This window comes from Amycolatopsis sp. NPDC114505 (genome assembly GCF_055633615.1).
Genome location: NZ_JBVKDV010000007.1, coordinates 72,226 through 94,479, shown reverse-complemented (window position 1 = coordinate 94,479; position 22,254 = coordinate 72,226). Strand labels below are relative to the sequence as shown.

The window sequence follows — 22,254 nt, the reverse complement described above, 5'->3', positions numbered from 1 at the left end:
TGCGTATCCGTTCGACATGCACGAGATCTCCGTTTCCGAGCAGTACCACGTCCTGCAGCGCGAAGAGCCGATGAGCCGGGTGCAGATGCCCTTCGGCGAACCGGCCTGGCTGGCGACGAAGTACGCCGACGTCAAGCTGGTGACGACCGACCCGCGGTTCAGCCGGGAGCTCGCGCAGGGCCTCGACCAGCCGCGGATGCGCCGTCAGCAGATGGGCGACGGCATCATGGGGATGGACCCGCCGGACCACTCCCGCCTGCGCCGCCTGGTGGGCAAGGCGTTCACCGCGCGTCGGCTCGAGCAGATGCGCGACGGGGTGAAGGACCTGGTCAACCGGCTGCTCGACGACATGCAGGCCCAGGGCGACAGCGCCGACCTCATCGAGGACCTCGCGCGGCCGTTGCCGGTCACCGTGATCTGCGACCTGCTCGGCGTGCCGCAGGAGGACCACAAGATCTTCCGCGAGTGGACCCAGGCGCTGGTCAGCGATGCCACGGCCAAGGGTGACGTGCTGGACGTCTACGGCGACCAGCTCGACAACTACGTCGCCGGCCTGGTGGCTCAGCGCCGCGAAGAGCCGACCGACGATCTGCTCGGCGCGCTCGTCTACGCCCGTGACGCGGGGGACAAGCTGACCGAGAACGAGCTGATCTCGATCGCCGGCGCGGGCCTGCTGACCGGCGGCGTCGAGACGGTGTCGACGGCGCTGCCCAGCTTCGTCTTCACGTTGCTGACGCAGCCCGAGCTCCTCGAACAGCTGCGCGCGAACCCGGACATCATGCCCACGGCGATCGAAGAGCTGCTGCGGTACGTGCCGATCAACACCGCGGCGATGTTCGCCCGCTACGCCACCGAGGACATCCGCTTCGGCGACGTCGTCGTGCGCGCGGGCGACCCGGTGCTGCCGGCGCTGCACGCGGCCAACCGCGACCCGGAGGTCTTCGCCGACCCGGACCGGATCGACCTGACCCGCAAACCGAACCCGCACGTGGCGTTCGGGCACGGCCCGCACCACTGCATCGGCGCGCAGCTGGCCCGGCTGGAGCTGCAGGAAGCGCTGAAGGCGATCCTGGCGCGGTTCCCGGACCTGCGGTTCGCGGACGGGCGCGAGGGCGTGAAGTGGGAGTACGGCGTGATCGTGCGGGGGCCTTCGCTGCTGCGCATCGCGTGGTGACTTCCCGCCCCTAGAAGCGTTTTCAGGGGATCCGGCCGCGTCGCGCGCCGACCTACGATCGAAAAAGACGACCTTGAGTGCTGGCTTGCTACAGCGGTGGAGTGCGGAATGCGTGAGTTTGAGACCGAATCGAATCGGGCGTCCGGGTTCGCGGAGCGGCTGACCGAACTGCCCTCCGGTGACCGCGCGGCATTCCTGGCCGACGTCGTCCACGACGCCACCCGGGCCGCGCTCCTGGCGGCCCGGCCGGACGTCCCGGCGGTGCTCGACCCGGAAAAGGCGTTCTCCGACCACGGGTTCGACTCGCTGGCCGCGGTGGAGCTGCACGCGCGGCTCACCGAGGCCACCGGGCTCGACCTGCCGGTCACCCTGGCCTTCGACCACCCGACGCCGGTCGCCGTCGCGCGCTTCCTGCACGCGGCGGTGTTCGGCGCCGAGGCCGTCCACAGTGGACCCGCATTGTCGGGCGACACGGACGAGCCGGTCGCGATCGTCGGCATCGGCTGCCGCTACCCGGGCGGGGCCGCCTCGCCCGAGGACCTCTGGCGGCTCGTCGCCGAGGAAGTCCACACCATCACCGGGTTCCCGACCGACCGCGGCTGGGACCTCGACGGCCTCTACGACCCGGACCCGGACCGCCCGGGCAGCAGCTACGTCACCTCCGGCGGCTTCCTGCCCGACGCCGGCGAGTTCGACGCGGGCTTCTTCGGCATCGCCCCGCGCGAGGCGTCCGCGATGGACCCGCAGCAGCGGCTCGTCCTCGAGACGGCGTGGGAAGCCTTGGAGCGCGCCAAGATCGACCCGACGACGCTGCGTGGCACGCCCGCCGGCGTCTTCATCGGCGCCGAGGCCCAGGAGTACGGCCCGCGCCTGCACGAGGCCCCCGACGGCCTCGACGGCTACATGCTCACCGGCAACGCGCCGAGCGTCGTCTCGGGCCGCGTCGCCTACGCGCTCGGCCTCGAAGGCCCGACGCTGACCGTCGACACCGCTTGCTCCGGCTCGCTCGTCGCGCTCCACCTCGCCGTGCAGGCCCTGCGCCGCGGCGAGACCCCGCTCGCCCTCGCCGGCGGTGTCGCCGTCATGGGCGGGCCCGGCACGTTCACCGCGTTCAGCCGCCAGCGCGGCCTCGCCGAAGACGGCCGCTGCAAGGCCTTCGCCGCGGCCGCCGACGGCACCGGGTTCGCCGAAGGTGTCGGCGTCCTGGTGCTGGAACGCCTTTCCGACGCGGTCGCGAACGGGCACACCGTGCTCGCGATCGTCCGCGGTACCGCCATCAACTCCGACGGCGCCTCCAACGGCCTCACCGCCCCCAACGGCCCGTCGCAGCAGCGCGTGATCCACCGCGCGCTCGCCGACGCGCGCCTCGAAGCGTCCGAAGTGGACGCCGTCGAGGCGCACGGCACCGGCACCCGGCTCGGCGACCCGATCGAGGCGCAGGCCCTGCTCGCCACCTACGGGCAGAGCCGGGAGACGCCGCTGCTGCTCGGCTCGATCAAGTCCAACATCGGCCACACCCAGGCCGCGGCCGGCGTGGCCGGCGTGATCAAGATGGTCGAGGCGATCCGCCGCGGCCGGCTCCCGAAGACCCTGCACGTGGACGCGCCGACCCCGCACGTCGACTGGACCGCGGGCGACGTCGAGCTGCTGACCGAGGCCCGCGAGTGGCCCGCGGTCGAGCGTCCGCGCCGCGCGGGCGTCTCGTCGTTCGGTGTCAGCGGCACCAACGCGCACGTCATCATCGAGCAGGCGCCCGAGATCGCCGACGAGACCGTCGACACCCAGCCGCTCCCGGTCGTGCCGCTCGTCGTCTCGGCCCGCAGTGAGGAAGCCCTGCGGGCGCAGGCGGGCAAGCTCCTGTCCACAGTGGAGTCCGCGGATCTCACCGAGATCGGCTACTCGCTGGCCGGGACGCGCGCCGCGCACGACCACCGCGCCGTCGTCGTCGCCGAGAGCACCGAGGACGCCGTCCGCGGCCTGCGCGCGCTCGCCGCGGGGGAGCAGGATTCCGCCGTCGTCACCGGCGAACGCACGCCGGGCAAGCTCGCGATGCTGTTCACCGGCCAGGGTGCGCAGCGGCTCGCCATGGGCAAGGAGCTGTACCTGGCCCACCCGGTCTTCGCCGAGGTCTTCGACGAGGCCATCGACCACCTCGACGTGCAGATGGACCGCCCGCTGCGCGACGTCCTCTTCGGCGACGACGCCGACGAGCTGAACGGCACCCAGTACGCCCAGTGCACGCTGTTCGCGATCGAGGTCGCGCTGGCGCGGCTGCTGGAGTCGTGGGGCGTCAAGCCGGCCGTCCTGCTCGGGCACTCGATCGGTGAGCTCGCCGCCGCGCACATCGCCGGCGTCTGGTCGCTGGAGGACGCCTGCCTGGTCGTCGCCGCGCGTGGCCGTCTCATGCAGGCTCTGCCCGAGGGTGGCGCGATGGTCGCCATCGCCGCGACCGAGGACGAGGTCGGCCCGCTGCTCACCGACGGCGTCAGCATCGCCGCGATCAACGGCCCCACGTCGGTCGTCGTGTCCGGCGAGCGTGACGCGGTCGAGGCCGTCGTCTCGGTGTTCCGGGCGCAGGGCCGCAAGACCAGCGAGCTGCGCGTGTCGCACGCGTTCCACTCGCCGCTGATGGAGCCGATGCTCACCGAGTTCCGCGAGGTCCTGGACGTCGTCGACTTCGCGCCGCCGTCCATCCCGGTCATCTCGAACGTCACCGGCCGCCTGGCGACCACCGAAGAGCTGTGCTCGCCCGGCTACTGGCTCTACCACGTGCGGCGGCCGGTCCGGTTCGCCGACGGCGTCGCCGCGCTCGCCGCGGCCGGCGTCACCACCGCGATCGAGGTCGGCCCGGACGCCGTCCTCGCGGCCATGGCCGCCACCGGCCCGCACGGCGGCGACATCGCCTTCGTCCCCGCGCAGCGCCGCGGCCACGCCGAGGTCCCGGCGCTCGCCGGCGCGCTCGGCCGCCTGCACACCCGCGGCGTCCCGGTCGACTGGACCGCGTTCTTCGGCCCGGCCAACGCCGTCGACCTGCCGACGTACGCCTTCCAGCGCAAGCACTTCTGGCTCACCGCGCGCGGCGCCACCGACTTCGGGCAGCTCGCTTCCGGGCATCCCCTGCTGGCCGCCGAGATCGGCCTCGCCGACCACGACGGTCTGGTCCTGACCGGCCGGATCGGCCTGCGGTCGCACCCGTGGCTCGCCGACCACACCATCGCCGGCACCGCGCTGCTGCCCGGCACCGCGTTCGTCGAGATGGCCCTGCACGCCGCCGGGCGCGCGGGCTGCGACGTCGTCGACGAGCTGACCCTGCAGGCACCGCTTGCCGTCCCGGAGGGCCGGGGCGTCGAGGTGCAGGCCGTGGTCGGCCCGGTCGAGGACGGCCGCCGCACCATCGAGTTCTACTCGCGCGCCGAGCAGGACGTCGCCTGGACCCGGCACGCCGTCGGCGTGCTGGCCGAGGCGCCGGCCGTCGAACCCGCGCCGATGACCGAGTGGCCGCCGTCCGGCGCCGAGGTCGTCGCCACGAACGAGCTGTACGAGGAGCTGGCCGCGCACGGTTACGGCTACGGCCCGCTGTTCCAAGGGCTGCGGACCGCGTGGAAGCGCGAGGACGTCGTGTTCGCCGAGGTCGCCCTGCCCACGCGGGACGACTCCTTCGGCATCCACCCCGCGCTGCTCGACGCTGTCCTGCACGCCACCGACTTCGCCCCGGGCGAGGCCCGGGAAGCCGACGAGATCCGCCTGCCGTTCGCGTGGACCGGCGTGCGGCTGCACGCCTCCGGCGCGGCCGAGGTGAGGGTGCGGATCACGTCGCCCGCCACCGGCGGTGTCTCCCTGGAGGTCACCGACCCGGCGGGGACGCCGGTGCTGTCGGTCGAGTCGTTCCGCTCCCGCCCGGTCAGCGGCGCCGACCTGGGCCCGCGGGCCCAGGACCTGTTGCACACCGTCGAGTGGACGCCGGTCGCGGCCTCCGACGCGGATCCGGGTGAGGTCAGGCTCGTGAGTGTTCCGGGCGAACGCGGGCGGGTTCCCGCTGCCGCCCGCCGGACCGCGCACCACGTTCTGGAGATCCTCCAGTCGTTCCTCGCCGAGGACACTTCGGCCAAGCTCGTGCTGCACACCCGCGGGTCGCTCGCCGACTCCGTGGTGCGCGGGCTGGTGCGCTCGGCGCAGGCCGAGCAGCCGGGCCGGATCGTCCTGGTCGAGGGCGAGACCACCGCCGCGACGCTGGCCACCGCGCTCGCGTCCGGCGAGCCGGAGGTGAGGGTCGACGGCGACCGCGTGCTGGCCCCGCGGCTGGTCCGCCTGGCCGCCGACGCGCCGGCGTGGCAGCCCGACGGCACCGTGCTGATCACCGGCGGCACCGGCGGCCTCGGGGCGCAGGTCGCGCGGCACCTCGTCACCACCCACGGCGTCCGGCACCTGGTGCTCCTCAGTCGTCGCGGAAGCGACGCCCCGGGCGCGGCCGAGCTGGTCGCCGAGCTGTCCGAAACCGCGACGGTGCAGGTCATCGCCTGTGACGTCACCAAGAAGCGGTCGCTGTCGGCCGCGCTGAAGAAGATCGAGCAGCCGCTGACCGCAGTCGTCCACACCGCCGGTGTGCTCGACGACGCCCTGATCGGCTCGCTCACCGACGAGCGTCTCGACACCGTCCTCGCGCCCAAGGTCGACGCCGCCTGGGCGCTGCACGAGCTGACCTCGGACCTGGCCGCGTTCGTCCTGTTCTCGTCTTCGGCCGGGCTGGTCGACGGCGTGGGCCAGGCCAACTACGCGGCCGGCAACACCTTCCTCGACGCGCTCGCCGAGCACCGCCGCGAGCAGGGCCTGCCCGCGACGTCGCTGGCCTGGGGCCTGTGGACCGACGACGGCGCCGCGCTCGGCATGAGCGCCGGACTGTCCGAAAAGGACCTGAGCCGGATCGGCCGGCTGGGCCTCGCCCCGCTGACCGCGGCCGAAAGCCTGGCCGCGCTGGACGTCGCGATCGCCTCGGGGACGGCCAACGTCGTGCCGACCCGCGTCGACCGTGCCGCGCTGAGCGCTCGCGACGACGTCCCGGCGCTGCTGCGCGGCCTGGTTCCCGCGAGCCGACGCCGGGTCGCCGCGACCACGGGCGAACTCACGCCGGAGCGGCAGTTCGCCGAGCGGTTCGTCTCGCTGTCCGAGGCCGACCGCGACCGCGCGGTGCTCGACCTGGTGCGCACCCACGTCGCGGCCGTGCTCGGCCACGACGGCCCGTCGGCGATCAGCCCGTCCCGCCCGTTCGGCGAGATCGGCTTCGACTCCCTCGCCGCGGTCGAGCTGCGTAACATCCTCGACTCCGTCACCGGCCTGCGGCTGCCCGCGACGCTGGTGTTCGACCACCCGACCCCGCGGGCGCTGGCCGAGTACCTGGTCACGCGCGTCGTCGGCCTGGCGCCCACGACGCCGATCGCGCCGGTGACCACGGTCGACCCGGAGGAGCCGATCGCCATCGTCGGCATCGCGTGCCGCTACCCCGGTGGCGTCGCGACGCCGGAAGACCTGTGGCGGCTCGTCGCCGGTGGGGAAGAGGCGCTCACGCCGTTCCCGGCCGACCGCGGCTGGAACGTCGACGCGCTGTACGACCCCGAGCCCGGCAAGCCCGGCCACAGCTACGTCAAGCACGGCGCGTTCCTGCACGACGCCGCCGAGTTCGACGCCGACTTCTTCGAGATCAGCCCGCGTGAGGCGGCCGCGATGGACCCGCAGCAGCGCCTGCTGCTCGAGGTGTCCTGGGAGGCGTTCGAGCGGGCCGGCATCGACCCGGTTTCCCTGCGCGGCAGCGCGACCGGCGTGTTCGCCGGCGTCATGTACCACGACTGGGGCACCCGCCTCGGCACGGTGTCCGACGACATCGCGGGCTACCTCGGCAACGGCAGCCTCGCCAGCGTCGTCTCCGGCCGCGTGTCCTACGCGCTCGGCCTGGAGGGCCCGACGGTCACGGTCGACACGGCCTGCTCGTCGTCGCTGGTCGCCCTGCACTGGGCGGTCCAGGCGCTGCGCCGCGGCGAGTGCACGCTGGCCCTCGCCGGTGGCGTCACCGTGATGTCCACTCCGGACACCTTCGTCGACTTCAGCCGCCAGCGCGGCCTGTCCGCCGACGGCCGCTGCCGCTCGTTCGCCGACTCGGCCGACGGCACCGGCTGGGGCGAGGGCGCGGGCATGCTGCTCGTCGAGCGGCTTTCCGACGCCAAGCGCAACGGCCACCCGGTGCTCGCGCTGCTCAAGGGCTCCGCGGTCAACCACGACGGCGCGTCCAACGGCCTCACCGCCCCCAACGGGCCCTCGCAGCAGCGCGTGATCGCGAAGGCACTGGCCGACGCGGGTCTCGCACCGTCCGAAGTGGACGCCGTCGAAGGTCACGGCACCGGCACCACGCTGGGTGACCCGATCGAGGCGCAGGCCCTGCTCGCCACCTACGGCCAGGACCGCGCCGAGGACCAGCCGCTGTGGCTCGGCTCGATCAAGTCCAACATCGGCCACACGCAGGCCGCCGCGGGTGTCGCGGGCATCATCAAGATGGTCATGGCGCTGCGCAACGAGCAGCTGCCGCAGACCCTGCACGTCGATCGTCCGTCCACTGTGGTCGACTGGGAGACCGGCGCCGTTCGGCTCCTGACCGAGTCGCGCGACTGGTCGCCCAACGGTCACCCGCGCCGCGCCGCCGTCTCGTCGTTCGGCATCAGCGGCACCAACGCCCACGTGATCATCGAGCAGGCTCCGGCCGACGCCGAGATCGCGCAGCCGGCCGAGCCGCAGCCCGAGGCCGTCGTCCCCGTCGCGCTCTCCGGCCGCACCCCGGCCGCCGTGCGCGGCCAGGCCGCCCGGCTGCGGGAGTACCTCGCCGACCACGACGACCTCACCGTCGCCGAGCTGGCGCGTTCGCTGAACTCGACCCGCGCGGCGCTCGAACACCGCGCCGTGGTGGTCGCCGGGACCCCGGCCGAGCTGGCCGACGGCCTGGACGCGCTGGCCGGCGGCGAGCAGAACGGCGACGTCGTCACCGAAGGCAAGCTCGCGTTCCTCTTCTCCGGGCAGGGCGCGCAGCAGGTCGGGATGGGCGCCGCGCTGGCCGAGACCTACCCGGTCTTCGCGGACGCGTTCGACGCCGTGTGCGCCGCGCTCGACCCGCTGCTCGACGTGCCGTTGCGGGACGTCGTCCTCGGGACGACCGCGCTCGCCGACCGCGGCCTGCTCGACCAGACGCAGTACACCCAGACCGCGCTGTTCGCCGTGGAGGTCGCGCAGTTCCGGCTCGCCGAGTCGTGGGGGATCGTGCCCGACGCGCTGGCCGGCCACTCGATCGGCGAGCTGGCCGCGGCGCACGTCGCCGGGGTGCTTTCCCTTGAGGACGCGGCCGCTCTCGTCGCGGCCCGTGGACGGCTCATGGGCTCGCTGGGCGAGCCGCGGGGCGCGATGGTTTCGCTCGCCACGTCCGAGGAGGCCGCGCGGGAGCTGATCCGCGGGCACGAGGACGAGGTCAGCGTCGCCGCGGTCAACGGTCCGGCGTCGGTCGTCGTCTCGGGGGTCGCCGACGTCGTGGCCCGCATCGAGCGGGCGGCCACGGTCGCCGACATCCGGACGCGCCGGCTGCGCGTGAGCCACGCGTTCCACTCGCCGCTGATGGCGCCGATGCTCGACGAGTTCCGCGAGATCGCCGCGGGCTTGACGTTCCACGCGCCGCGGATCCCGATCTTCTCCACGGTCTCGCCGGGGGCGGACCTGACCTCGCCGGAGTACTGGGTCACGCACGTCCGCGAAGCCGTCCGCTTCGGGGACGCGGTGACCGCCTTGACCGCCGACGGCGTGCGAACGTTCCTCGAGCTGGGCCCGGACAGCGTGCTGACCGCGCTCGGCCGGCAGACCGACGCCGAGGCCGCGTTCGTGCCCTTCGGCCGCCGCGACCGGGACGAGGTCCGCACCGCGCTGGCCGCACTCGGCCGCCTCCACACCCGCGGCACCGCGAAGCTCGACCGCGTGCTCGGCGACGGCCCCATCCGGCTCGACCTGCCGACGTACGCCTTCCAGCACAAGCGTTTCTGGCTCGACGCGACGCCGTCCGGCGACGTGACGGCGGTCGGGCAGCAGCCGCTGCCGCACCCGATGCTGGGCGCGGTCGTGCCGTTGTCCGGTTCGGACACCACGGTGCTCACCGGCCGGCTGTCGGCCGGGTCGGTGCCGTGGCTGGCCGACCACGTCGTCAAGGGCGCGATCCTGGTGCCCGGCACCGGGTTCGTCGAGCTGGCCATCGCGGCCGGCGACCAGGTCGGGCACTCGACGGTCGAGGAGCTGACGCTGCAGGCGCCGCTCATCCTGCCGCCGGACGGTGCCGTCGCGCTCCAGGTCGTGGTCGGTCCCGCCGACGGCGACCGCCGCCCGGTCACCGTCTTCTCCCGCCCGATCGACGGCGACGAGTGGACCCAGCACGCGATCGGCACGCTGTCCGCGGCGCCGCGGCCCGAGCCCGCCGGGCTCACCGAATGGCCGCCGGCCGGGGCGAACCGCATCGAGGTCGAAGGCGCGTACGACCTGCTCGAAGAGCGCGGGTACGGCTACGGCCCGTCCTTCCAGGGGCTCACAGCCGCCTGGAAGCGGGGCAACGAGGTCTTCGCCGAGGTCGCGCTGCCGGAACCGGCGGCGTCGACGGCGAGCCTCTACGGCCTGCACCCGGCCCTGCTCGACATCGCCATGCACGCCGACCTCCTCGGCGACCCGGGCGGCGCGACGCTGCTGCCGTTCGTCTGGAACGGCGTCACACTGCACGCCGCCGGCGCTTCGGTGCTGCGGGTGCGGATCGAGCGGCTGAACGGCGACGAGGTGTCGGCCATCGAGGTGGCCGACAGCGAAGGCCGTCCGGTCGCGACCATCGACTCGCTGGTCTCGCGTCCGGTTCGCCGGGAACTGTCTCAGCCTGCGGAAATCGACGGCTCGCTGCTGAAGATCGCCTGGCAGCCGGTGTCCGTGCCGCAGTCCGACGCCGAGGTGGTCGCCATCGGCCGCGGCCGCGTCGGGGTGGCCGCCACCTACGCCGGGTTCGCCGACCTCGTCGCGGCCATCGACCGCGGCGAGCCGGTGCCGGCCCTGATCACGGTGACCGTGCCCGGCGCCGAAGGGGACGTCCCGGTGGCGGCCCGCGAGAACACCGCGTGGCTGCTCGCCGAGCTGCAGGCCTGGCTGGCCGAGTCCCGGTTCGGGATCACCAAGCTGGCCGTGGTCACCCAGGACGCGGTGCCCGCCGGTGAGTCCACTGTGGACGTCACGCAGGGCCTGCTCTGGGGCCTGGCCCGCGGGGCGCAGGCCGAGCACCCCGGGCGCGTGTTCGTCGTCGACGCCGATTCCGACACGGTGGCCGCGTCCGTCGCGGCGGTCGTCGCCTCCGGGGAGCCGGAAGCCGCGATCCGCGAAGGCGCGGTGCTCGTGCCGCGGTACGTCAAGACCGAGTCCGATGGCGCTTCCCCTTGGGGAGCGGGCGCGGTGCTGATCACCGGCGGCACCGGCGGGCTCGGCAGCCTGCTGGCCCGCTACCTGGTGGCCGAGCACGGCGTCACCGACCTGGTGCTCACGAGCCGTCGCGGGCTCGGCGCGCCGGGCGCCAAGCAGCTGGTCGAGGACCTGAAGGACCTGGGGGCCCGGGTGCGGGTCGCCGCGTGCGACGTCACCGAGCGCGCCCAGGTCGAGAGCCTGCTCGGCGCGATCGACAACCTGACCGCCGTGGTGCACGCGGCGGGCACGGCCGACAGCGGCGTCTTCGACTCGCTGACCCAGGACCGGCTCGACTCGGTCCTGCGGTCGAAGGTCGACGCCGCCTGGCACCTGCACGAGCTGACCCACGACCTCGCCGCGTTCGTGCTGTTCTCCTCCGCCGGCGGCCAGGTGCTGCCCGCGGGCCAGGCGAACTACGCCGCGGCCAACGCGTTCCTCGACGGCCTCGCCGCCCACCGGCGGGCTTCGGGCCTGCCGGCGACGGCGCTGGCCTGGGGTCTGTGGGCCGAGAACACCGGCCTCGGCGGTGAGCTGGCCGAGGCGGACCTCGCCCGGATGGCGCGGCTCGGCCTCCCCGCGGTCACCGCGGAACAGGGCCTCGCGCTGTTCGACGCGGCGACCGCCACCGAGGACGCCGTGATCGCTCCGCTCCGGGTGGACGTCGCGGCGCTGCGGGCCCGGACCGACGACCTGCCCGCGTTGCTGCGCGGGTTCGTCCCGCCGAAGGCCCGCCGGACCGCCAAGGCAGCGAAGGCGGCCGACAACGCGCTGGCCGCCGAGCTGGCCGCGCTGGCCGACAACGAGCGGGACCGCGTGCTGCTGGACATCGTCCGCACGCAGGTGGCCACCGTGCTCGGCTACGCGGACAAGTCCGAAGTGGACGGCACCCGCGCGTTCAAGGAGCTGGGCTTCGACTCCCTCGCCGCGGTCGAGCTGCGCAACCTGCTCGGCACCGCGACCGGGCTGACCCTGCCCGCGACGCTGATCTTCGACCACCCGACCGCCAAGGCGGTGGCGGACTTCGTCAAGGGCAAGCTGCTCGGCGCGGTCGCCAAGGTCCCGGCCACCACGACCCGGACCAACGCGTCGATGCAGGAGCCGATCGCGATCGTCGGCATGGCCTGCCGGTACCCCGGCGGCGTCCGCTCGCCGGAGGATCTCTGGCAGCTGCTGGTCGACGAGGTCGACGCCGTGTCGGAGTTCCCGACCAACCGCGGCTGGGACATCGACAGCATCTACGACCCCGAGCGCGGCAAGCGCGGTAAGACCTACGCTCGCGAAGGCGGGTTCCTCCACGAGGGCACCGACTTCGACCCGGCGTTCTTCGGCATCGGCCCGCGCGAGGCCCTGGCCATGGACCCGCAGCAGCGGCTCCTGCTGGAGACGGCGTGGGAGGCCATCGAGCGGGCCGGCATCGACCCGACCGCGCTGCGCGGCAGCATGACCGGCGTCTTCACCGGCGCGATGTACGACGACTACGGCAGCCGCGTCCCCGGCGCGCCCCTCGACGTCGCCGCCTACATCCCCAACGGCAGCTCGGGCGCGGTCGTCTCCGGCCGCATCTCCTACCTGCTCGGCCTCGAGGGCCCGTGCATGACGGTCGACACCGCGTGCTCGTCCTCGCTGGTCACGCTGCACCTCGCGGTGCAGGCGCTGCGGGCGGGGGAGTGCGGGCTGGCCCTCGCGGGCGGTGTCACGCTGCTCTCGCAGCCGGACCTGTTCGTCGACTCCAGCCGTCAGGGCGTGCTTTCGCCCAACGGCCGGTCGAAGTCCTTCTCCGCGGCCTCCGACGGCGTCGGCTGGGCCGAGGGCGCGGGCCTGCTCCTGCTGGAGCGGCTGTCCGACGCCCAGCGCAACGGCCACGAGGTCCTCGCGGTGGTCCGCTCCAGCGCCGTCAACCAGGACGGCGCGTCCAACGGCCTCACCGCGCCGAACGGGCCGTCGCAGGAACGCGTGATCCACGCGGCCCTCGCGGCCGGCGGTCTGACACCGTCCGAAGTGGACGCCGTCGAGGCGCACGGCTCGGGCACGAAGCTGGGTGACCCGATCGAGGCGCAGGCGCTGCTGGCCACCTACGGCCAGGACCGTCCGGACGGGCGGCCGCTGTACCTGGGCTCGGTGAAGTCCAACATCGGCCACGCGCAGGCGTCCGGCGGTGCGGCGGGGGTCATCAAGGTCGTCCAGGCGATGCGGCACAACACGCTGCCGAAGTCGCTGCACATCGACGCGCCGTCGCCGGTCGTCGACTGGACCACGGGCGACATCGAGCTGCTGACCGAGGCCCGGCCGTGGCTGCCCAACGGGCGTCCGCGCCGCGCCGGCGTCTCGTCGTTCGGCATCAGCGGTACCAACGCGCACATCATCATCGAAGAGGCACCGCCGTCCACTGTGGAACGTCCACGCCGGACGGCACCGGAGCTGCCGACCGTTCCGCTCCCGATCGCCGGGACCACGGCCGCCGCGCTCGCCGACCAGGCGGCCCGGATGGCCGCGTGGATCCGGTCGAACCCGGAGCTGGACCTGACCGACGTCGGCTACTCGCTCGCCACCGGGCGAGCCGCGCTCGACCACCGCTCGGTGGTCCTGGCGGCGAACCGGGACGCCGCGTTGAAGGCCCTCGACGGGCTCGCCACCGGCGGGACCCCGGCGGGCACGGTGACCGGCGCGACCAGCGCCGCCGACCTGACGGCGTTCCTGTTCACCGGGCAGGGCGCTCAGCAGCCGGGTATGGGAAGCCGGCTGTACGAGGCCTTCCCGGTCTTCGCCGGCGCGTTCGACGAGGCCTGTGGCCTCTTCGACACCGAGGTCCCGCTCAAGGACGTCATCCGGGACGGCAGCCCGCTGCTGAACGAGACCGCGTACACGCAGTGCGCGCTGTTCGCGATCGAGGTCGCGCTCTACCGCCTGGTCGAGTCGTGGGGCATCACGCCGGACTACGTCGCCGGGCACTCGATCGGCGAGCTGGCCGCCGCGCACGTCGCCGGGGTGCTCTCCCTGGTCGACGCGTGCACCCTGGTCGCGGCTCGCGGCCGGCTCATGCAGGCGCTGCCCGCCGGCGGAGCCATGGCGGCGATCGCGGCCACCGAGGACGAGGTGCGCGCCGCGCTCCCGGCCGGCGTGGACGTCGCCGCGGTCAACGGCCCGCGTTCGGTGGTCATCTCCGGCCCCGAGGCCGCGGTGCAGGCCGCGATGGCGGCCTTCAAGAACGCCGGACGGCGGACGAAGCAGCTGGTCGTCTCGCACGCCTTCCACTCCGCGCTGATGGAGCCGATGCTGGACGAGTTCGCCGTGGTGGCGGAGAAGCTGACCTACACCGCGCCGACCATCCCGGTCGTCTCCAACGTCACCGGCCGGATCGCCACCGCCGAGCAGCTCTGCTCGCCGGCGTACTGGGTGAACCACGTGCGGGAGGCCGTCCGCTTCGCCGACGGCGTCGGCACGCTCCTTTCCGCCGGGGTCACCCGGTTCGTCGAGCTGGGCCCGGACGCCGTCCTGACCGGCATGGCCCGCGAGTGTGACACCTCCGTCGCCGACCGGCCCGACCGCGTCGTGGGCGTTCCCGCGCTGCGCCGGGGCCGCGACGAGGTGGCCACGCTGTTCACCGCGCTGGCCACGCTGTACTCGCGGGGCGCGAAGCCCGACTGGGCCGCTGTGTTCGCCGGCCGCGGTGCGTCCACTGTGGACCTGCCGACGTACGCCTTCCAGAACAAGGCCTACTGGCTCAACGCGACGAAACGGGCCGGCGACGTCGGCTCGCTCGGCGCCAAGTCCGCCGGGCACCCGCTGCTGGGCGCGCTGGTGGAGCTGCCCGACGGCGGCGCGGTGCTGACCGGCCGGCTCGCGGTCGACCGGCAGGCCTGGCTGGCCGACCACGTGGTGATGGGCCGGACGATGCTGCCGGGCACCGCGTACGTCGAGCTGGCGCTGCACGCCGGTGACCAGGTCGGCTGCGACGTCCTGGAAGAGCTCACCCAGCAGGCTCCGCTGCTGCTGCCGGCCGAGGGCGGCGTCGACATCCGTGTCGTCGTCGGAGCTCCGGGCGCCGGCGGCCGTCGCGAGCTGTCGGTGCACTCCCGCGTCGAGGACGTCTGGACCCAGCACGCGGCCGGCACCCTGGCCGCCGGGGCCCGGCCGGCGGAGTTCGACCTCTCGGTGTGGCCGCCGGAGAACTCGGAAGCCGTCGACCTCACCGGCCTCTACGACGACCTGGCCGGCCTCGGCTTCGGCTACGGCCCGGTGTTCCGGAACCTGCGCGCGGTGTGGCTGCGCGACGGTGAGGTGTTCGCCGAGGTGGCGCTGCCCGAGGGCACCGCGGCGAGCGAGTTCGGCCTCCACCCGGGGCTGCTCGACTCGGCGCTGGGCGCCACGGACTTCCTCGTCCCCGGCGGCCCGAAGGCGCTGACCGAGACGACCATCCCGTTCGCCTGGAACCAGGTCTCGCTGCACGCTGCCGGGGCCACCACCTTGCGGGTGCACGTCCGGAAGGAGGGCAAGGACGCTTCGCTCGCGCTGGCCGACGCCACCGGTTCGCCGGTCGCCTCGATCGAGTCGCTGGTGACGCGGCCGGTGTCGGAGGGGCAGCTGGGCGCGAAGGTGCCCGACTCGCTCTACCGGATCGACTGGCAGCCCGCGGCCGGTGTCCGGCTGGTCAAGTCCATCGAGGGCTGGGCCGTGCTCGGCACCGACGACCTCGGTCTCGGCGTCCCGACGCACGAAGAACTGGTGGCGGCCGACGTCCTGGTCCTGCCGGTCGGCTCGACCGAAGGCGACGTCCCCGCCCGGGTCCACGCGACCGTCCAGGAAACCCTGGGCCGGCTGCAGACCTGGCTCGACGGCTTCGAGGGCAAGCTCCTGGTCGTCACCCGCAATGCCGTGGCGGAGAGCCCGGACCTCGCGCAGGCGCCGGTCTGGGGTCTCGTCCGGGCCGCGCAGGCGGAGAACCCGGGCCGGATCCAGGTGGTCGACGTCGACGACCTGGCCCAGTCGATGCGGGCGCTGCCCGCGGTGGTCGCCTCCGGCGAGCCGGAAGCGATCGTCCGGGTCGGCGAGGTCCGCGTCCCGCGGCTGGCCAAGGTCACCACGATCGGTGACCCGGTCGAGTGGGACGCCGACGGCACGGTCCTCATCACCGGGGGCGCCGGCCTGCTCGGCGGCCACCTGGCCCGGCACCTCGTGGCTCGCGGGGCCCGGAAGCTGGTGCTCACCAGCCGCCGTGGCCTGGACGCGCCGGGAGCGCGTGAGCTGGTCGAGGAGCTGGGCGCTTCGGTGACCGTCGCGGCCTGCGACGTCACGAACCGGGACGAGCTGGCCACGCTCATCGGCTCGCTGCCCGACCTCACCGCCGTCGTGCACGCCGCCGGGCAGATGGACAGCGCGGTGCTCAGCGCGCTCACGCCGTCGCAGGTCACGAACGTCCTGCGGCCCAAGGTGGACGCGGCCTGGCACCTGCACGAGCTGACCGCGTCGCTGGACCTCAAGGCGTTCGTCCTCTACTCCTCGGCGGGCGGCCTGCTGCTCGCCGCCGGGCAGGCGAACTACGCGGCGGGCAACGTCTTCCTCGACGCGCTCGCCGAGCACCGCGCGGCGCTGGGCCTCCCGGCGACGGCGCTGGCCTGGGGTCCGTGGGAAGGCAGCGGGGACGCGGTCGACCTGACGCACATCGCCCGGTCCGGGGTCGCGGAGCTGGCCGTCACCGACGGTCTCGCGCTCTTCGACGCCGCGCTCGCGGCCGGTGAGCCGGCGCTGGTGCCGGTGAAGCTCGCCGACCTGCGGGAAGCCGACCGGATCGCGCCGCTGCTGCGGGGCCTGGTCACGGCCACCCCACGGCGGGCGGCCGCGGCAGCGGGTCCGGCGACGGCGGCACCGGAAACCGGGTTCGCCGAGAAGCTGACCGGAATGTCGGCCGACGAGCGGGAATCCGCGCTGCTGCAGCTGGTCTGCGAGCACGCGGCGGCCGTCCTCGGCTACGACGACGCTTCGGCGGTCGGCGTCGAGAAGGGCTTCACCGACCTGGGCATCGACTCGCTGGCCGCGCTGGAACTGCGCAACCGGCTCGGGGCGGCCTGCGGGCTGCGCCTGCCGGCCACGCTGATCTTCGACTACCCGAGCCCGCTGCCGCTGACCCGCTTCCTGCTCGGCGAGCTGCTGCCCGAGCTGGGCGAGCCGGTCGAAGAGGTCGCCGAGGCCAACGGAACCGACGAAGTGGCCGCGATCGCCGGGATGGACCTGGCCGACCTGGTCAAGTCCGCGATGGCGGGCACCCAGACCGATGGAGGGGACTCGAAGTGACCCAGGCGCCGTCCACCGAGCAGATCGTCGCCGCGCTGCGTCAGTCCATGATGGACAACGAGCGGCTCAAGGCGGACAACCAGAAGCTCACCGCGGCGATGAGCGAGCCGATCGCGATCATCGGGATGGGCTGCCGGTACCCCGGCGGCGTCACCACGCCTTCGGAGCTCTGGGACCTCGTCGCGGGCGGCACCGACGCCATCGGCGAGTTCCCGGAAGACCGTGGCTGGGACACCGCGTCGATCTTCGACCCCGCGGGCCGGCCCGGGACGACGTACTCGAAGGAGGGTGGCTTCCTCTACGAAGCCGCCGACTTCGAGCCGGAGTTCTTCGGGATCTCGCCGCGCGAGGCCAAGACGCTCGACCCGCAGCAGCGGATCGTGCTGGAGACGGCGTGGGAGGCCGTGGAACGCGCGGGCATCGTGCCGTCGACGTTGCGCGGCAGCAAGACCGGCGTCTTCGCGGGCGTCATGTACCACGACTACGGCGCCGGGAGCAGCGACGGCAGCCTCATCTCCGGCCGCATCTCCTACACCCTCGGCCTCGAAGGCCCGTCGGTGTCGGTGGACACGGCGTGCTCGTCGTCGTTGGTCGCCCTGCACTGGGCGGCCCAGGCGCTGCGCCGCGGCGAGTGTTCGCTGGCGCTGGCCGGCGGCGTGACCGTGATGGTGACGCCGGACATGTTCGTCTACTTCAGCGAGCAGCAGGGGCTGTCCCCGGACGGCCGGTGCAAGGCCTTCGGCAGCGGCGCCGACGGCGTCGGCTGCTCCGAGGGCGCCGGGATGCTGCTGCTGGAAAAGCTTTCCGACGCGCGGCGCAACGGCCACCACGTGCTGGCCGTGCTGCGCGGCAGCGCGGTGAACTCCGACGGCGCGTCCAGCGGCATCACCGTGCCGAACGGGCCGGCGCAGCAGCGGGTGATCCGCGCGGCGCTGGCCGACGGCGGCCTGGAACTGTCCGATGTGGACGCCGTCGAGGCGCACGGCACCGGCACCAAGCTGGGCGACCCGATCGAGGCGCAGGCGCTGATCTCGACCTACGGCAAGGTGGCCACGCCCGAACGGCCGCTGCACGTCGGGTCGTTCAAGTCGAACGTCGGCCACACGCAGGCGGCGGCCGGCGTCGGCGGCGTGATCAAGATGGTCGAGGCGCTGCGGCGCGGCGTCCTCCCGCGCACGCTGCACGCCGAAGAGCCATCGCCGCACGTCGAATGGACGGACACGGTTTCGCTGCTCACCGCCGAACGGCCGTGGCCGGAGACCGGCCGGCCGCGCCGCGCCGGTGTGTCGTCGTTCGGCATCAGCGGGACCAACGCGCACGTGATCGTCGAGCAGGGCGACCCGGTGGCCGCTCCTTCCCCGGAGGAAGGTCCGGTGACCTGGCTGCTTTCGGCCAACGACCCGGAGGCGCTGCGAGCGCAGGCGGGCAAGCTGACCACTGTGGACGCGTCCACTGTGGACGTCGGCTACTCGCTGGCGACCACCCGTACCCTGGCCGAGCACCGCGCCGGGGTCGTCGCCGCCGATCGCGCGGGCGCGATCCGGGCGCTCACCGAGTACGCGGCGGGCCGTCCGTCCGGTGTCGTCGAAGGCGTGGCCGCGGCGGGACGCACGGCGTTCCTGTTCACCGGCCAGGGCGCTCAGCGCGCCGGGATGGGCCTGGAGCTGGCGGCCGCGTTCCCGGCGTTCTCCGAGGTCTTCGACCTGGTGGCCGCCGAGCTGGACAAGCACCTCGACGTCCCGCTGAAGTCCGTGCTCGGCTCGGACGAGACCGGATACACGCAGCCGGCGCTGTTCGCCATCGAGGTCGCGGTGTTCCGGCTGCTCGAGTCCTGGGGCGTCCAGCCCGACTACCTGCTGGGGCACTCCATCGGCGAGCTGGCCGCGGCGCACGTCGCCGGCGTGCTCTCGCTCGAAGACGCCTGCACGCTGGTGACCGCCCGGGCGCGCCTGATGCAGGCGCTGCCCACCGGCGGCGCGATGGTCGCCGTGGCGGCGGCCGAAGCCGACGTCGTGCCGCTGCTGACCGACGGCGTGTCGATCGCCGCCGTCAACGGGCCCGCGTCCGTGGTGCTCTCCGGCGACGAGGACGCGGTGCTCACCGTGGCTTCGAAGTTCGAAAAGACGACGCGGCTCAAGGTTTCGCACGCGTTCCACTCGGCGCTGATGGAGCCGATGCTCGCGGACTTCGCCTTCATCGCCCGGAACCTGACCTACCGCACGCCGGAGATCCCGGTCATCTCGACGGTTTCGCCGGACGCCGACCTGACCTCGCCGGAGTACTGGGTGAGCCAGGTGCGCGACGCCGTCCGGTTCGCCGACGGGATCCGCACGCTGCTCGACGCGGGCGTCACGACGTTCGTCGAGGTCGGGCCGTCGGCCGTGCTCACCGCGATGGGCCAGACGTGCCTGGGCGCGGACGACCACGCGACGTTCGTCCCGGTGCTGCGCAAGGACCGGCCCGAAGCCGAGTCGGCGGCCGCCGCCGTGGCGTCGCTGTTCGTCAGCGGGTCCACTGTGGACTTCTCGGCGTTCTACGCCGGCGGCACTGTGGTCGAACTGCCGACGTACGCGTTCCAGCGCAAGCGCTACTGGCTGGAGAACCCGACCGGTGCCCGCGTCCGCGGCGTCGCCGAGGTCGGGCAGCGCGACGCCGAGCACCCGCTGCTGGGTGCCGTCGTCGTCGCGGCCGACTCGGGTGGCGCCGTGCTGACCGGCCGGCTTTCGGCGCGGACCCAGCCGTGGCTCGCCGACCACGTCGTGCAGGGCTCGCTGGTGTTCCCCGGGACGGCGTTCGTCGAGCTGGCGGTCCGCGCGGGCGACGAGGTCGGCTGCGGACGGCTCGACGAGCTGACCCTGGCCGCGCCGCTGATCGTGCCCCCGGAAGGGGCCGTCCGGCTGCAGGTCGTCGTGGGTGCTCTCGAATCGGAGCAGCGCTCTCTTGGCATCTTCTCGCAGGCCGAGGACTCCGCGGAGTGGGTCCAGCACGGTACTGGCCGGCTGTCCGTTTCGGCTGGTGGGCCGGCCGCGGTCCCCGAGTGGCCGCCCGCGGGCGCGGTCGAGATCGACGTGACCTCCCGCTACGACGACCTCGCCGCCCAGGGCTTCGACTACGGGCCGGTGTTCGCCGGGCTGCGCCGCGTGTGGCAGGACGGCGACACGCTGGCCGCCGAAGTCGCGCTGCCGGAGGACGCGGACGCCTCGGCGTTCGGCCTGCACCCGGCCCTGCTCGACGCCGCGCTGCACACGATCGGCCTCGCCGGGCCGACGGAGGACAAGCCGGTGCTGCCGTTCGCGTGGTCGGGCGTGTCGCTGCACGCCGCCGGCGCGGCCGAGCTGCGGGTGCTGATCTCTTCGGACGTCGAGAACACCGTCTCGCTGAGTGCGACCGACGCCACCGGTGCGCCGGTGCTCAGCGTCGAATCGCTGTCGCTGCGGCCGATCGCGGCCGACGCGTTCCGCGCCACGCGCTCGGCGGTGGACGACTCGCTCTTCCGCGTCGAGTGGCAGCCGTTCGCGGGCGACGCCGTTTCGGGCGTCTCCTCCGCGGTGCTCGGGGCCGGCTTCGGACTGCCGGGTAAGTCCTATGTGGACCTTCCCGCGCTGGTTTCCGCCGGGGTGGCGCCGGACGTGGTGTTCGCGCCGTTCGTGGCGCCCGCGACGGCGTCTCCTGGCGCGGCGCGCGAGGCGACGCATCGGTTGCTGGCGCTGGCCCAGGCTTGGGTCGCCGAAGAGACTTTGGCGTCGTCCCGGCTCGTCGTGGTCGCGGCGAACGCGATCGGGACGCGTCCCGAGGAGGGCGTCGACGATCTGACGCACGCCGCGCTGTGGGGCGTGATCCGGACGGCGCAGCTGGAGTACCCGGATCGGTTCATGGTCGTGGACGTCGACGGTGGTGACCTGCCCCTCGACGCGGTGCTCGGGGCGATGTACGCCGACGAGCCGGGCGTCGCGGTGCGGGACGGCGCGGTGCTGGTGCACCGGCTGGCGAAGTTCGTGCCCACATCGGAACCGGCCCGCCTCGATCCTGCCGGAACGGTGCTGGTCACCGGCGGTACCGGGGTGCTCGGGCAGCTGATCGCGCGGCACCTGGTGACCGAGCACGGCGTCACGAACCTGCTCCTCACGAGCCGTCGCGGTGCTTCGGCGCCGGGAGCCTCGGAGCTGGTTTCGTCGCTGACCGAGCTGGGGGCCGAGGTTTCGCTCGCGGCGTGCGATCTCGCCGATCGCGACGCGGTGGCCGAGCTGCTCACCGGCGTCGACTTGGCGGCGGTGGTGCACACGGCCGGCGTCGTCGACGACGGCGTCCTGCTGGCGCTGACGCCGGAGCGGATGGACGCGGTGCTGCGGCCGAAGGTCGACGCGGCGTGGAACCTGCACGCGCTCACGGCGGACCTGGACGTCCCGTTCGTCCTGTACTCGTCGGCGGGCGGCACGCTCGGCGCGGCGGGCCAGGCGAACTACTCGGCGGCGAATGTCTTCCTGGACGCGCTGGCCCACCACCGGGCGGCGTCCGGGCGCCACGCGGTGTCGCTTGCGTGGGGGCTGTGGTCCGAGGGCGGCATGTCGAACGAGCTGGCCGACACCGACCTGATCCGGATGGCGCGCTCGGGCGTGCTCGGCTTGTCGTTCGCGGACGGGCTTTCGCTGTTCGACGCGACGTTCGGGACCGAGCAGCCGTCGCTGGTGCCGGTCCGGCTGGACATGTCCGGGGTGCGGGCGGACGCGCACAGCGTTCCGGCGATGCTGCGCGGCCTGGTCCGCGGTGGCGCGCGACGTCGTGCGGAGGTCGTCGACGACTCGTGGTCCCGGGTGGTCGCCCTGCCGGCGGCCGAGCGCGGACGTGCGCTGCTGGACCTGGTGTGCGGCACGGCGGCGGTGGTACTGGGCCACGAACGCCGCGACGCGATCGACCCGCGCAAGGGCTTCATCGAGCTGGGCTTCGACTCCCTGACGGCGATCGAGCTGCGCAACCGCCTGGAATCCCTGACGGGGCAACGTCTCCCGGCCACGCTGATCTTCGACCACCCGTCGGCCGGCGCGCTGGCCGCGTTCCTCGGCGACGGGCTGGCCGAGCCGCCGTCCGCGGTGGAGGTCCGGCTGACGGACCTGGAGACCGAGCTGCGCGCGTTGGATTCGTCTTCTCGCGCCGCGGTTCTCGGCCGCCTTCGCGAGCTGGTGGCGACGTTCTCCCCGGCCGACCGTGAACTCGAGGAGGCCGGCGCGGACGAGCTGTTCGCGATGCTGGACGAGGAACTGGAGTCGCAGGGCTGAGTCTCCCGGCCGCCT

General features: G+C 73.7%; 3 protein-coding genes. All 3 read left to right on the top strand.

Going from position 1 to position 22,254, the window contains the following annotated elements; genetic code table 11:
- Positions 1-16 precede the first annotated feature (16 nt).
- The 3 genes from ACZ7OU_RS49140 to ACZ7OU_RS49130 all read left to right on the top strand — a co-directional run bounded on the left by ACZ7OU_RS49140 (position 17) and on the right by ACZ7OU_RS49130 (position 22,239).
- Complete coding sequence (locus ACZ7OU_RS49140; protein ID WP_470245461.1) at positions 17-1,174, top strand: cytochrome P450; 1,158 nt, start codon at positions 17-19, stop codon at positions 1,172-1,174.
- A gap of 108 nt (positions 1,175-1,282) precedes the next feature.
- On the top strand, positions 1,283-16,966 hold the full coding sequence (locus tag ACZ7OU_RS49135) for an SDR family NAD(P)-dependent oxidoreductase (protein ID WP_470260615.1): 15,684 nt from the start codon (positions 1,283-1,285) through the stop codon (positions 16,964-16,966).
- Positions 16,963-22,239 (top strand): SDR family NAD(P)-dependent oxidoreductase, encoded by a 5,277-nt coding sequence (locus ACZ7OU_RS49130; RefSeq protein ID WP_470260614.1) that lies wholly within the window; start codon positions 16,963-16,965, stop codon positions 22,237-22,239. The genes ACZ7OU_RS49135 and ACZ7OU_RS49130 overlap by 4 nt, the downstream gene beginning before the upstream one ends.
- The last annotated feature ends 15 nt before the right edge of the window (positions 22,240-22,254 follow it).

What these genes read in the sequence shown, in the direction of transcription:
- ACZ7OU_RS49140 (WP_470245461.1), top strand. Translation starts at nt 17, where the DNA reads ATGCACGAGATCTCCGTTTCCGAGCAGTACCACGTCCTGCAGCGCGAA.
- ACZ7OU_RS49135 (WP_470260615.1), top strand. Translation starts at nt 1,283, where the DNA reads ATGCGTGAGTTTGAGACCGAATCGAATCGGGCGTCCGGGTTCGCGGAG.